The organism is Tamlana sp. I1, from assembly GCF_015355625.1.
In the GTDB taxonomy this organism is placed as follows: Bacteria; Bacteroidota; Bacteroidia; order Flavobacteriales; family Flavobacteriaceae; genus Pseudotamlana.
Genome location: NZ_JACLAF010000002.1, coordinates 142,379 through 155,994 on the forward strand (window position 1 = coordinate 142,379; position 13,616 = coordinate 155,994).

General features: G+C 36.1%; 14 protein-coding genes and 1 tRNA gene. 14 read left to right on the top strand and 1 reads right to left on the bottom strand.

The annotated features are described in order from the left end of the window. Window positions 1-188 precede the first annotated feature (188 nt). Window positions 189-263, bottom strand: a tRNA-Pro gene (locus H6X70_RS02005). A 180-nt stretch (window positions 264-443) separates the two neighbouring features. Here H6X70_RS02005 and H6X70_RS02010 point away from each other — a divergent pair. The 14 genes from H6X70_RS02010 (at window position 444) to H6X70_RS02075 (ending at window position 13,479) form a co-directional block, all read left to right on the top strand. Beyond that, complete coding sequence (locus tag H6X70_RS02010) at window positions 444-1,571, top strand: PQQ-dependent sugar dehydrogenase (RefSeq protein WP_194766008.1); 1,128 nt, start codon at window positions 444-446, stop codon at window positions 1,569-1,571. A gap of 8 nt (window positions 1,572-1,579) precedes the next feature. Further along, the gene (locus H6X70_RS02015; RefSeq protein WP_194766009.1) at window positions 1,580-1,981 is read left to right on the top strand and encodes a c-type cytochrome; all 402 of its coding nucleotides are present in this window, start codon (window positions 1,580-1,582) and stop codon (window positions 1,979-1,981) included. 375 nt (window positions 1,982-2,356) lie between these two features. Next, window positions 2,357-2,962, top strand: coding sequence for a uridine kinase (gene udk / locus H6X70_RS02020; protein WP_194766010.1), 606 nt, complete (start codon window positions 2,357-2,359; stop codon window positions 2,960-2,962). A 1-nt stretch (window position 2,963) separates the two neighbouring features. Continuing rightward, window positions 2,964-3,287 carry an FtsB family cell division protein gene (locus H6X70_RS02025; protein WP_194766011.1) on the top strand — a complete coding sequence of 108 codons (324 nt, stop codon included), beginning with the start codon at window positions 2,964-2,966 and terminating at the stop codon, window positions 3,285-3,287. Beyond that, window positions 3,280-4,641, top strand: a complete 1,362-nt coding sequence (locus tag H6X70_RS02030) for a methylmalonyl-CoA mutase subunit beta (RefSeq protein WP_194766012.1) — start codon at window positions 3,280-3,282, stop codon at window positions 4,639-4,641. Before H6X70_RS02025 ends, H6X70_RS02030 begins: the two co-directional genes overlap by 8 nt. After that, entirely contained in the window at window positions 4,631-5,254 is a 624-nt protein-coding gene (locus tag H6X70_RS02035) for a hypothetical protein (RefSeq protein ID WP_194766013.1), read from the top strand. Before H6X70_RS02030 ends, H6X70_RS02035 begins: the two co-directional genes overlap by 11 nt. A gap of 31 nt (window positions 5,255-5,285) precedes the next feature. Next, window positions 5,286-7,463 carry a methylmalonyl-CoA mutase gene (gene scpA / locus H6X70_RS02040; protein WP_194766165.1) on the top strand — a complete coding sequence of 726 codons (2,178 nt, stop codon included), beginning with the start codon at window positions 5,286-5,288 and terminating at the stop codon, window positions 7,461-7,463. Between the two features lie 111 nt (window positions 7,464-7,574). Further along, window positions 7,575-8,339, top strand: coding sequence for a ParA family protein (locus H6X70_RS02045; RefSeq protein WP_194766014.1), 765 nt, complete (start codon window positions 7,575-7,577; stop codon window positions 8,337-8,339). Window positions 8,340-8,342: 3 nt separating this feature from the next. Beyond that, entirely contained in the window at window positions 8,343-9,260 is a 918-nt protein-coding gene (locus H6X70_RS02050) for a ParB/RepB/Spo0J family partition protein (protein ID WP_194766015.1), read from the top strand. A gap of 37 nt (window positions 9,261-9,297) precedes the next feature. Next, a complete protein-coding gene (locus tag H6X70_RS02055; protein WP_228530235.1) occupies window positions 9,298-9,882 on the top strand; it encodes a DUF5683 domain-containing protein in 585 nt (194 codons plus the stop codon). Between the two features lies 1 nt (window position 9,883). Continuing rightward, a complete protein-coding gene (gene dapB / locus H6X70_RS02060) occupies window positions 9,884-10,588 on the top strand; it encodes a 4-hydroxy-tetrahydrodipicolinate reductase (RefSeq protein ID WP_194766017.1) in 705 nt (234 codons plus the stop codon). A 67-nt stretch (window positions 10,589-10,655) separates the two neighbouring features. Further along, window positions 10,656-12,233, top strand: a complete 1,578-nt coding sequence (gene lepB, locus H6X70_RS02065; protein ID WP_194766018.1) for a signal peptidase I — start codon at window positions 10,656-10,658, stop codon at window positions 12,231-12,233. A gap of 314 nt (window positions 12,234-12,547) precedes the next feature. Next, window positions 12,548-13,171 carry a WbqC family protein gene (locus H6X70_RS02070; protein WP_194766019.1) on the top strand — a complete coding sequence of 208 codons (624 nt, stop codon included), beginning with the start codon at window positions 12,548-12,550 and terminating at the stop codon, window positions 13,169-13,171. After that, complete coding sequence (locus H6X70_RS02075; protein ID WP_194766020.1) at window positions 13,171-13,479, top strand: DUF6122 family protein; 309 nt, start codon at window positions 13,171-13,173, stop codon at window positions 13,477-13,479. The genes H6X70_RS02070 and H6X70_RS02075 overlap by 1 nt, the downstream gene beginning before the upstream one ends. Window positions 13,480-13,616 lie beyond the last annotated feature (137 nt).

Sequence of the window (13,616 nt, forward strand, 5' to 3'; positions counted from 1 at the left end):
ACTCTAATTAACACAGCTAATCACTAATAAGGTTGTGTTTCTAAAAAATACCCTTCCGGTTTTAAAACTGAAAGGGTATTTTTAATGCTACTATAATGAAAAACTTAATCTTGGTTATTAGAAAAATTAATCTAAATTTCACTAAAACGCATAAAAAAAGCTTCACAAAACATGTGAAGCTTTTTTAGTCGGGGTGGCAGGATTCGAACCTGCGACCTCCGCGTCCCAAACGCGGCGCGATAACCGGGCTACGCTACACCCCGATTTATGGTTATCTGTAACGGGATGCAAATATACCCTTTTTATTTATACACCAAATTATTTTTTTATATTTATTCGTGTTTAAATTAAAAACACTTCCGAAGTGCTTATAAGATTTGCTGCCAACTGCAAAAACGGCGAATTATTTTAGTAAATTGCCTATCACATACAATCCTAATAAGATGAAACAGCTCTACACATTTCTTTCCGTTATATTAATCACGCTTTCGGCATGTTCTCAACAAGTAGAATCTGAAGTGAAAGCAGAAACGCCCAAAAATCTTCATTACAAAACCGAATTGGTGGTTCCCGATTTAAACATCCCTTGGGGTATGGCATTCCTCCCTGATGGCAGCATGCTTATCACCGAAAAATCGGGAGAACTCATTCATTTTAAAGACAATAAAAAAACAACTATTTCAGGCTTACCAGAAATTTACGTACGTGGTCAAGGTGGCTTGCTAGACATTCAATTACACCCAAACTACGCATCTAACGGATGGATTTATTTCTCTTACGCTTCCGCGGAAGGTGAAGGTGACGGTGGAAACACGGCTATTATGCGAGCAAAATTGACAGATAACCATTTAACCGAAAACCAACTGTTATACAAAGCTACTCCGAACACTAAAAAAGGGCAGCATTTTGGCTCGCGTATCGTTTTTGATAATGAAGGCTATTTGTATTTCTCTATAGGCGAACGCGGTGCAAGAGATGAAAATCCGCAAGACATTACACGCGATGGTGGTAAAATTTACAGACTTAATGACGACGGCAGCACTCCAACAGATAATCCTTTTATTAACACGAAAGATGCAAAAACGGCCATTTACAGTTACGGCCACAGAAATCCGCAAGGCTTAATAAAAAACCCTCACACAGGCGCTATTTGGGAACACGAACACGGCCCACAAGGCGGCGACGAGATTAACATTATCGAAAAAGGCAAAAACTATGGCTGGCCTGTCATTTCCTATGGTATTAATTATAGTGGTACCTCTTTTACCGAAATTACCCATAAAGAAGGTATGGAACAACCCATTTTTTATTGGACACCTTCTATTGCGCCTTCAGGGTTTGCCTATGTTACATCAAACAAATACCCAGACTGGCAAGACAACTTACTTGTTGGCTCTTTAAAATTTAGCTATTTAGAACGTTTGGTTTTAAAAAACAACAAAGTGGTAAAACGCGAAAAAATTTTTGAAAACCTAGGCCGTTTTAGAGATGTGGTTCAAGCGCCAGATGGTTATATTTACATTGCTGTAGAGGGCAAAGGCATCTACAAAATTATTCCAGAACAAAAATAAAGCATCTTATGAAACTCATTGTTTTAAGCATATTCAGCATCAGTTCTATTTTAATTTTCAACATTAAAAATCAAGATCCGTTACAGAAAAGCATCGAAAGAGGTGAAGAAATTTACGCCGATTTTTGTGTGTCCTGCCATCTTCCAAATGGCGAAGGCGTTAAAAATGTATATCCGCCATTAGCGCAATCCGATTATTTAATGACACAGCGAGCAAAAAGTATTCACGCCATTAAATTTGGTTTAGATGATGAAATTGTAGTAAACGGCATCACATATAATGGTAATATGGCCGCTATGGGCTTAAGCGACGACGAGGTTGCCGATGTGATGAACTACATAACCAACCAATGGGGAAACACCAATTCCAAAATAATTACCGAGGCAGAAGTTTCAAACATTAAAAATTAACGAATTGCTCGAAATGATTCTTTATAAAATCTTGTTAGAATCTATCTTTAATAAAAATTCAAATCTATATCTTGATTTCTGATTTTTGTGGTCTATCGAAAATTTATCGTGAAATTTGAAGTGAAAACACCGTGAAATTTCAGATTGTTTGAGCTAGACGTGTTTTTTATATTTACCTAAAAATATCATAGCGAGTTTCTGAAATTTAGGTGTCGAACGATAAATTTAGATAAAGATTCGTAAGCCTAGATTTGCCTGTCCAGAGCTTGACGAAGGATTGGTTCGTTTTTTCATCAATGGAAAAAATGAACAACAATATTATTTAGGACAGGAATGTTAACTAACTTTGTAAAACAGAACAAAAACAAGCAAATCATGTTAATTATAGGAATTGCAGGTGGCACAGGTTGTGGTAAAACAACGGTAGTCAATAAAATACTTAACGAGCTTCCCGAAGGCGAAGTTGGTATTATTTCGCAAGATTCATACTATAAAGACACCTCGCATTTAAGCTATGACGAGCGCATAAAAATTAATTTCGATCATCCAAGATCCATCGATTTCGACTTGTTAACGCAGCATTTAAAAGATTTAAAAAATAATAAAACCATTGCACAGCCTGTATATTCCTTTGTAAAACACAACCGAACGGGCGACACCATTTTAACACATCCTAGAAAAGTGATGATTGTTGAAGGGATTTTAATCCTTACAAATCCAGAATTACGAGATTTATTCGATATTAAAATTTATGTACATGCCGATAGCGACGAACGTTTAATTAGACGCCTAAAACGTGATATTGCAGAACGTGGCCGAGACCTCGATGAAGTTTTAACACGTTACCAAAACACTTTAAAACCCATGCATACCCAGTTTATAGAACCAACTAAGGAGTATGCCGATATTATAATCCCTAACAATAAACACAACACCGTTGCGGTAGATATTGTTAAATCCATTATTGCCCAAAAACTATAACATGAAGTTCAAAAAAAACAAATATTTAAAGCCTTTCAAGAACATCTTCCTCCTTATTGGGGTTTTATTTATTGTATGGATGCTGTTTTTCGATGCCAATTCATGGATTATTCACAGCGAACTTAACGGCGAAATTGACGATTTAGAAAACGAAAAAGAATACTATAAAAAGGAAATTGAAAAAGATAAAAAAGACTTAAAAAAACTAAGCACCAAGGAAGGTTTAGAAAAATTTGCACGCGAGCAATATTACATGAAACGTGATAATGAAGAAATTTATATCATTGAATATGAAGACAGCTTAAAAACAAATCAAAATGACTAGTCCTTTATTTAGCGAATTCAATCCCGTGTCTTCCAAACAATGGAAGCAAAAAATTCAGTACGACTTAAACGGCGAAGATTATAACAGCACCCTAATTTGGAACTCTAATGAAGACATTGCTGTAAAACCGTTTTATCATGCCGATGATTTTAACACATGGCCAGAAGCATCGAATACCAAAGCTACTGCCTGGGAAATTTGCCAAATAATTTTTGTTGCCCAAGTAGAAAAATCAAACCTTCATGCCATTGATGTTTTAAAACGCGGTGCCGAAAGCATCAAATTCATCATCCCTTCTGAAAGTATTTCTATTGAAAATTTAGTTGAAAATTTAGACTTAGAAAACACGCCTTTACATTTTGAACTTCAGTTTCAATCTGAAGCTTATGTTGAACAATTACTGAAGCATATTCCGAAAGCTAAAATACATATAGACAGTATTGGGCATCTTGCAAAAACAGGAAATTGGTACGCTAATTTAAATGAAGATTTTTTAGTTTTCGAAAACACAGCAACCAAAACTTCAACCATAACTATTAACGCCGCATTGTACCAAAACGCGGGCGCAAATATGGTACAGCAACTAGCCTATGCCCTTGCCCACGCCAACGAATATTTAAATTTTCTAGACAACAAGAAGCACCAATTAACAGATGTCAAAGTAACTTTTCATGTTTCAGTCGGTTCAAACTACTTTTTTGAAATCGCAAAACTTAAAGCTTTACGCCTGCTTTGGGAAACTTTAGCTGGAGAATACGGCATAAAATCGACCTGTTATATTTCTGCAACACCAACAAAACGCAACCTAACCCTTTACGATGCCAATACTAATATGGTGCGTAGCACAACAGCATGCATGAGTGCTATTTTGGGTGGCGCCAACAGCATTTGCAACATGCCTTACGATAGCATTTTTAAAAAGACCAATGAGTTTAGTGAGCGTATTGCTAGAAATCAGCTTTTAATTTTAAAACACGAAAGCTATTTTAATAAAGTTAATAATCCTTCAGATGGAGCTTATTATATTGAAAGTTTAACCCAACAACTTTCAGAAAAAGCCTTGGAATTATTTAAAAACATTGAAAATAACGGCGGATTTCTAAAACAATTGAAGGCAGGCATCATTCAAAAGAAAATTAAAGAAAGTGCCCAAAAGGAACAACAAGAATTTGATGAAGGCAAAGAAATTTTAGTAGGAACGAACCTGCATCAAAACACAGAAGAGACCATAAACAATCCATTAGAATTATACCCTTTTGTAAAAATAAAACCAAGAAAAACTTTAATTGAACCCATAATAGAAAAAAGATTATCTGAAAATTACGAACAAAAACGATTAAAAAATGAACACTAAAAATCACTTAAAACTTACTTTTATTGCAATTTTATTAACCTTAACGTTCGGTTGTAAAAAACAACAAACATTTACTAATTTTAACTATGCCGACCAACCAGATACGGTAACCTGCGAAGGCGTAAATTCAAAATTATTAAAAGAAGCTTTGTACAGTTTTGAAGATGATATTTTAAAATTTGCACAAAAAAACAATCCAAAAACCAACTTAACACAAGCTTACAATCAATTTCTTAGGCTCGCCGTTTATAACCGAATAAATTTTCAAGAAATGGTTTCGCTACATACCCTTGAGGTTTTTGAAGCCTTAAAAAAAGAAAATGATTTATGGGACCCTAACAATAAAGTGAGTCACTTAAATTACAAAGGCAAAGTGGTAGATTGTATTTCAAACAATATACAAGACAACCAGTTAAAAACCACTTTTAATGCACTTTTATCCACTAATAGCTTATCGCCTAGATTATTTTGCACACCTGTAATGCAAAAATACCGAAACGCTTTAAGCGATAAATACCTTGCTACCTATCTTGCATTAGATTTGTATTACACGAAACTTTTTAATGTGGATTTTTCAGAAGACAAAGAACAAAAGGAAGAAACCACAAAATAAAACATACCCGTTAAAAACTGAATTCATACCGATTTTGAGAAAAAACCTTCAACATATAAACCTAAATAAAAATGTAAAGCGCGAGCTAAATGCTGCAAGCGCTTCTTTTTTAACTGCTGAAGGTCTCGAGTTTAAATCAGACTATTCAAAAAACGACATGGCCCATTTAGAGCACTTAAATTTTGCTGCAGGCATAGCGCCACATCTTCGTGGTCCTTACAGCACAATGTATGTACGCAGACCATGGACGATAAGGCAATATTCCGGATTTTCTACCGCCGAGGAAAGCAATGCCTTTTACCTTCGCAATTTAAAATCTGGACAAAAAGGTTTGTCCATTGCCTTTGATTTAGCAACGCATCGCGGTTACGATTCCGATCATGAACGTGTTGTTGGCGATGTTGGTAAAGCCGGGGTAGCCATCGATTCTGTTGAAGACATGAAACTGCTTTTCAACAAAATCCCTCTGGAAGACATGTCGGTTTCCATGACCATGAACGGCGCTGTGCTACCCATTATGGCTTTTTATATTGTTGCTGCACAAGAGCAGGGCGTGAAATTAGAAGCTTTAGAAGGCACCATTCAAAATGATATTTTAAAGGAATTTATGGTGCGTAACACATACATCTATCCGCCAGAACCCTCCATGAAAATCATTTCAGATATTTTTGAATTTACAAGCAAACACATGCCTAAATTCAATAGTATTAGTATTTCGGGCTACCACATGCAAGAAGCAGGAGCCACCTGCGATATTGAACTGGCCTATACCCTAGCCGATGGTTTAGAATATGTTCGAACCGGACTGGCAACAGGCATGGATATTGATACTTTTGCGCCACGTTTATCCTTTTTTTGGGGCATTGGTTTAAATCATTTTATGGAAATCGCTAAAATGCGCGCCGCTAGAATGCTATGGGCAAAATTGATAAAACCATTTAATCCCAAAAACCCAAAATCATTAATGCTGCGCACGCATTGCCAAACTTCGGGTTGGAGTTTAACTGCTCAAGACCCTTTTAATAATGTCGCTCGAACCACTATTGAAGCGGCCGCTGCTGTATTTGGTGGCACCCAAAGTTTACACACCAATGCGCTTGATGAAGCCATGGCGCTTCCAACCGATTTTTCGGCTAGAATAGCCAGAAACACACAACTTTTTTTACAAGAGGAAACTAAAATTACAAAAACGGTAGACCCTTGGGCGGGCAGTTATTTTGTTGAAAAATTAACCCATGATATTGCCGAAAAAGCTTGGACACTCATTCAAGAAATTGAAGATTTAGGAGGTATGACCAAGGCTATTGAAGCAGGCATTCCTAAAATTAGAATTCAGGAAGCTGCTGCAAAAAAACAAGCCCGTATCGATTCTGGTCAAGATATTATTGTGGGCGTTAATCACTTTCAGCCAAAGCAAGACGATCCAATTTCAACTTTAGAAATCGATAACCATGCCGTTAGAGAAGCGCAAATTGAACGTTTAAACAGTATAAAATCGACTAGAAATTCTAAAAAAGTAAAAGCTGCACTAGAAAAGTTAACTGAAGCCGCTAGATTTTCATTAAATTCGAAAGGTATAGATACTGAAAGCTACAAGCATTCTAAACAAAGTGAAACATCTAATTTACTCGCATTAGCTATTAAAGCGGCCAAAGAACGTGCTACTTTAGGTGAAATTAGCGAAGCTTTAGAACTGGTTTTCGGAAGACATAAAGCAGAAACAAAATCCTTTTCAGGCGTGTACAGCAAAGCAATAAAAGACGACGAATCCTTTAAAAAAGCTCAAGAATTAGCTGATGAATTTGCGCTACAAGACGGCCGACGCCCGCGTATTATGATTGCCAAAATTGGACAAGATGGTCATGATCGTGGCGCCAGAGTGGTAGCAACCGCTTATGCCGATGTGGGTTTTGATGTCGATATTGGCCCCTTATTTCAAACACCCGAAGAAGCCGCAAAACAAGCCGTTGAAAATGATGTACATATTTTAGGCATTTCATCATTAGCAGCAGGACACAAAACTTTAGTTCCTCAAGTTATTGAAGCCCTTAAAAAATTAGGTCGCGATGATATTATGGTTATTGTTGGAGGCGTTGTGCCAAAGCAAGATTACAAGTATTTGTTTGACGCCGGAACCGTTGCTGTGTTTGGCCCTGGCACAAAAATTAGCGATGCTGCCATAAAAATTTTAGAAATTTTAATAGAATAATTAAAATTATTCAAAACTTTTACCGTTTTTCACTATCATTTTGTTAACAAGTTGAATTTTTATTCCTAATTAAATAATCGTATTTTTGGCGCGAATAAAACCAAATCATTTATGGGTAAAATCATAGCTATCGCTAATCAAAAAGGAGGCGTAGGTAAAACCACGACTTCTATAAACTTAGCAGCTTCATTGGGCGTGCTTGAAAAAAAGGTGTTATTAATTGATGCCGACCCCCAAGCAAATGCAACTTCTGGTATTGGTATCGATGTTGAAACTGTAGAAATTGGTACCTACCAACTTCTAGAACACTCCAACATTGCTAAAGATGCCATTATTAAAACAGAGACCCCAAATTTGGATATCATCCCGGCGCACATCGATTTGGTCGCTATTGAAATTGAACTCGTAGATAAAGAAGAACGGGAGTATATGCTTAAAAAAGCATTACAAACCATTAAAGACGACTACGATTATATTTTAATTGATTGCGCGCCATCATTAGGCTTATTAACCCTAAATGCGCTTACAGCTGCCGATGCGGTTATTATTCCTATTCAATGCGAATATTTTGCACTTGAAGGTTTGGGTAAATTATTAAACACCATTAAAAGTGTTCAAAAAATACACAACCCAGAATTAGATATTGAAGGACTTTTATTAACCATGTACGATTCGCGTTTACGTTTATCTAATCAGGTTGTAGAAGAAGTTCAAAAGCATTTTAACGATATGGTGTTTCAAACCATCATTCAACGAAATGTACGATTAAGTGAAGCCCCAAGTTACGGCGAAAGCATCATTAATTACGATGCGGGCAGTAAAGGTGCTACCAATTACTTAAGTTTGGCAAAAGAAATTATCAATAAAAACGCGTAATATATGGCTAAGGCAACTAAAAAACAGGCTTTAGGTAGAGGTTTATCAGCATTACTAAACGATCCTAACAACGATATCCAATCGGTGCAAGATAAAAATGCAGATAAAGTAATTGGTAATATCGTGGAATTAGACATCGATTTTATCGAAGTTAATCCGTTTCAACCACGAACAAATTTTAGCGAAGAATCCCTTCGCGAACTGGCGACTTCTATTAAAGAATTAGGCATAATTCAACCCATAACCGTTAGAAAATTAGGCGTAAACCAATACCAACTTGTTTCAGGTGAGCGTCGTTTTAGAGCTTCTAAATTATTAGGTTTAGAAACCATTACGGCGTATGTTAGAATTGCAAACGACCAAGAATCGCTAGAAATGGCCTTGGTTGAAAACATTCAACGTCAAGATTTAGACCCTATCGAGATTGCATTATCTTACCAACGTTTAATTGATGAAATTAATTTAACCCAAGAGCAAATGAGCGAACGTGTTGGAAAAAAACGTTCTACCATTGCTAACTATTTGCGTTTATTAAAATTAGATCCCATTATTCAAACGGGCATGCGCGATGGTTTTATTTCTATGGGTCATGGACGTGCCATCATCACTATTGAAGATCAAAATATTCAATTAGATATTTACGAAAAAATTCTATCTAAAAAACTTTCTGTTAGAGAAACCGAACAACTAGTTCGCAATTATAATACGTCAGAAAAAGAAGAAGAAAATTCAGCTCAAAAACCAGAAAATGATGCGGTGCCTAAATTTATCAAAAAGGGTATTACAGCATTTTCAGACTACTTCGGACATAAAATAGACGTTAAAGTCTCTAAAAACGGAAAAGGAAAAATTACCATTCCTTTTCATTCTGAAGAAGATTTTAATCGTATTAAAAAGCTAGTTGAAGGTGAGTCCAAATAACTTCCTAATATCATGTTTTTTTATTTTTTTGTGTTGTTTGTCTCTTACTGCCCAAGAGGATGATAACACCAAGGAAAAAGAAACCGTTTCAAAACCTGAAACACCTACCATTATAGCCCTCGATTCTATTACTAAAAAAGAACCTATTAACCCGCTTGCGCCTGCAAAAGCGGCATTTTATTCGGCTATTTTACCAGGATTAGGACAAGCTTACAATAAAAAATATTGGAAAATCCCTATTGTTTGGGGTGCCCTAGGTACAGGGATTTATTTTTACACGAAAAACAACAAAGAATACCACAGATACCGCGATGCTTACAAAAGCAGGCTGGCTGGATTTACTAACGACGAGTTTTACTACGATAGTAACGGCAACCAATTAACCACACCACGAGTAACTACTGATGGTTTGGAACGTGCTCAAAAATTTTACCGTAGAAACAAAGAAATATCACTTTTAGTTACATTAGGTTTATATGCCTTAAACATCATCGATGCCAATGTTGATGCGCATTTAATGCAATATAATATTGATGAAAACTTATCGCTAGCGCCGCATTACCGAATTAATGAATTTGATGCGTCTAGCAACCTTGGATTAACACTTAATTTTAAATTTTAATATGAAAATAGCATTACTAGGATACGGAAAAATGGGAAAAACCATTGAACAAATTGCCATAAAACGTGGACACCAAGTGGTTTTGACTATTGATAAAAACGACGCTGATTACGATATTACGAAAGCCGATGTTGCTATCGATTTTAGTATTCCTTCCGTAGCTTTTAATAATATTACTAACTGCATAAACAATAAAGTTCCCGTAATTTCTGGAACTACAGGTTGGTTAGAGCGTTACGACGAAGCCGTGGCTTTATGTGAAGAAAAAAAGAGTGCTTTTATTTATGCTTCCAACTACAGTTTGGGCGTAAACATCTTTTTCGAGCTGAACAAAACGCTTGCTAAAATGATGAGCACTTTGAAACAATACAACGTTTCTATGGAAGAAATTCATCATACACAAAAATTAGATGCTCCTAGCGGAACAGCTATATCTTTAGCGAATGATGTGATTGCTCAAAGTTCAAAATACAGCAATTGGAAACTTGATGAAGGTGATGAAACCACCATTCCAATTACTGCAAAACGAATTGAAGATGTCCCTGGAACGCATACCGTAACTTACGAAAGTGAAGTAGACACCATTAACATTGAACATATTGCACACACCAGACAAGGTTTTGCTTTAGGCGCAGTAATTGCAGCCGAATGGATTGCAGGTAAAACAGGGGTTTTCACCATGAACGATGTGTTAAATATAGGTTAATAGCCCACGAAACATGTAACAGATTTAACGCCGGTTACAACTAACAAAAAATTAAAAGATTCAGATTATGACTTTAACACAGTGGTTTATATTCATCTTGATTATTCAGGTAATTCATGGCTTAGGCACATGGAAATTGTATATAAAAGCAGGCAGACAAGCTTGGGAAGCATTTATTCCCGTGTATAATGCTGTTGTATTAATGAAAATAATTAACCGCCCGGTTTGGTGGGTTATCTTATTATTTTTACCCATTGTTAATCTCATCATGTTTCCTGTTATTTGGGTTGAAACTGCTAGAAGCTTTGGTAAAAACCAAACACTAGACACGGTTTTAGCGGTTGTAACCTTAGGATTGTACACCTATTATTTAAATTACGTAGCAGATGTTAAATACATTGAAAACCGTAGTTTAAAACCTAGAACTTCTGCCGGCGACTGGATTAGCTCCATTCTTTTTGCTATTGTTGCTGCCACGATTGTGCACACCTACATTATTCAACCATTTACCATTCCGTCTTCTTCTTTAGAAAAATCTTTATTAGTTGGCGACTTTTTATTTGTTAGTAAATTTCATTATGGCGCGCGCGTGCCAATGACTACCGTTGCCGCACCAATGGTACATGATACCATTCCTGGTTTAGGTGTAAAATCATATTTATTTGATGACCATTACGAGGAAAGAAAAACCTCTTGGAAAAACAAACTACAACTGCCTTATTTAAGATTTCCAGGGTTTGAAGATATCGAGCGTAACGACATTGTCGTATTCAACCAGCCAGCAGATACTTTGCTGGACATGAACAATTTTAGACCCGATAGAAATTACTACAAACCTATCGATAAAAAAACCAATCTTGTAAAACGTTGCGTGGGTATTGCCGGCGATACTTTAGAGGTTAGAAATGGTTTTGTTTATATTAATGGTAAGAAAAACGAATTGCCAGACCGCGCACATTTACAATTCAGCTATTATGTGCAGCCTAAAACCAATCAGTTCAATCCAGCGTTTTTAAAAGAACGTTACGATATTACCGATGGATTTGGCATCATAAATAAAGAAAACACTTATTATTTTTCGGCAATTTCAGATGAAGCATTAGCGAAATTTAAAGACAACCCAAATGTGGTAAGTATCACGCCAAACATTAAAGAAAAAGGCCTTAGAGACCCTAATATTTTCCCGCACGACCCTGCATACAACTGGAATATCGATTTTTTCGGTCCGCTTTATATTCCTGAAGCTGGAAAAAGCATCAACATTAATTTAGAAAATTTACCCCTTTACAAGCGTGTGATAACCGAGTATGAAGGAAACGATTTAAAAGTTCAAGGCAATCAAATTTTAATTAACGGAGAGGTTGCTACAAATTACACCTTTAAGCAAAACTATTATTGGATGATGGGTGATAACCGCCACAATTCCATCGATGCGCGTGCATGGGGCTTTGTGCCTTTCGATCACGTGGTTGGAAAACCTGTGTTTATTTGGATGAGTTGGGATGGATCGAAACCAAGATGGGAGCGTTTCTTTACCACCGTTAGCGGCACAGGAAAAGCAACATCGTTCTTAATTCCGTTTTTAGTTTTACTATTAGGTTGGTTTGGATTCTCGAAATGGAGAGAACGTAAGCGAAATGGTTAATACTTTTTTTTGTTGATTTGTTGATTTGTTGATACGTTGATTTGTTGAATTGTGTAACTGTTTAATCGAAAACACACAATTAAACAAATAAACGTATCAAACAATTAAACATTTAAAATCATAAACTCCAGGGTGTTCGAGCGAAGTCGAGAACCTACTGTTTTAGTTCACACCTCCATTCTCGACTCCAAAGACCATCCTTTGAGAAATATATTTTGACTCACAACTTTTGGTTTTTAATTCGAACAAATCGAATACAATACACAGGAATCAATTAAACAAATAAACGCATCAACGATTAAACATATCAACAAATGAACATCATCATCCATCCAACCTATTTCCCCAGTATCGCGCAATGTGTTGCTATGGCAAATGCGGATGCTGTTGTGTTTGAAACTGATGATAACTTTTTAAAACAAACCTACAGGAACCGTAGTTACATCTACGGGGCGAACGGTAAATTAACTCTGAATATCCCTGTGATTCACAGTCAAAAAAATCGTCAGAAATATAAAGATGTGAAGATTTTTAATGATGAAAACTGGCAAAGTCTGCATTGGAAATCCTTACTTTCAGCATACAGAACATCACCTTTTTTCGATTATTATGAAGATGAACTTCAGCCTTTATTTACTGAAAAAACGGAATACATTTTAGACCATAATTTCAAGTGTATGGACGTTATTTTTGATTGTTTACAATTAGATTTGAACAGTTCTAAATCTGAAACATATCAGAAATCTTATGAAGCACATTCAGATTATCGCTTTCTGGTTCACGCAAAAAAAGAACCCCCTCAAAACTTCGAACCGTACATTCAGGTTTTTGGCGACAAACACGGTTTTATTCCCAATTTGAGTATTTTAGATTTATTATTTAATGAAGGTCCGAATGCCTTGAATTACTTAGAATCTCAAACCCTAAAAACACCATAATGCTTCAACCAATAATTCATTATGGTTGTCATTTTTTATTGCCTTTAGCGGTCGCGCTAATTTGGTATAAATCGCAGTGGAAAACAGCCTATTTAATCATGATAGCAGCCATGTTAATCGATGTAGACCATTTGTTAGCCACTCCTATTTTTTCACCAAACCGCTGCAGCATCAATTTTCATCCGCTGCACTCCTATTATGCCATAGCCGTTTATGTGCTTTTATTACTTCCGAAGAAAACCCGTTTAATAGGATTAGGCTTGATAATTCACATTATTTCTGATGCTGTTGATTGTGCTTTAATGTAAAGATTCATCACTGCTGAAACTAAAAATTGCTACACAAAGATGCGCCGAGTTTCACAAAGTCACACAGAGAAAATTGCATTAAATTCTAAAGCTAGATTTTAAAACTGAAAATTAACTGAAAACTGAGACTAAAAACT

Bases quoted from the DNA above. Each gene is read 5' to 3' on its own strand.
- H6X70_RS02010 (WP_194766008.1), top strand. From the start codon at position 444: ATGAAACAGCTCTACACATTTCTTTCCGTTATATTAATCACGCTTTCG.
- H6X70_RS02015 (WP_194766009.1), top strand. From the start codon at position 1,580: ATGAAACTCATTGTTTTAAGCATATTCAGCATCAGTTCTATTTTAATT.
- udk (WP_194766010.1), top strand. From the start codon at position 2,357: ATGTTAATTATAGGAATTGCAGGTGGCACAGGTTGTGGTAAAACAACG.
- H6X70_RS02025 (WP_194766011.1), top strand. From the start codon at position 2,964: ATGAAGTTCAAAAAAAACAAATATTTAAAGCCTTTCAAGAACATCTTC.
- H6X70_RS02030 (WP_194766012.1), top strand. From the start codon at position 3,280: ATGACTAGTCCTTTATTTAGCGAATTCAATCCCGTGTCTTCCAAACAA.
- H6X70_RS02035 (WP_194766013.1), top strand. From the start codon at position 4,631: ATGAACACTAAAAATCACTTAAAACTTACTTTTATTGCAATTTTATTA.
- H6X70_RS02045 (WP_194766014.1), top strand. From the start codon at position 7,575: ATGGGTAAAATCATAGCTATCGCTAATCAAAAAGGAGGCGTAGGTAAA.
- H6X70_RS02050 (WP_194766015.1), top strand. From the start codon at position 8,343: ATGGCTAAGGCAACTAAAAAACAGGCTTTAGGTAGAGGTTTATCAGCA.
- dapB (WP_194766017.1), top strand. From the start codon at position 9,884: ATGAAAATAGCATTACTAGGATACGGAAAAATGGGAAAAACCATTGAA.
- lepB (WP_194766018.1), top strand. From the start codon at position 10,656: ATGACTTTAACACAGTGGTTTATATTCATCTTGATTATTCAGGTAATT.
- H6X70_RS02070 (WP_194766019.1), top strand. From the start codon at position 12,548: ATGAACATCATCATCCATCCAACCTATTTCCCCAGTATCGCGCAATGT.
- H6X70_RS02075 (WP_194766020.1), top strand. From the start codon at position 13,171: ATGCTTCAACCAATAATTCATTATGGTTGTCATTTTTTATTGCCTTTA.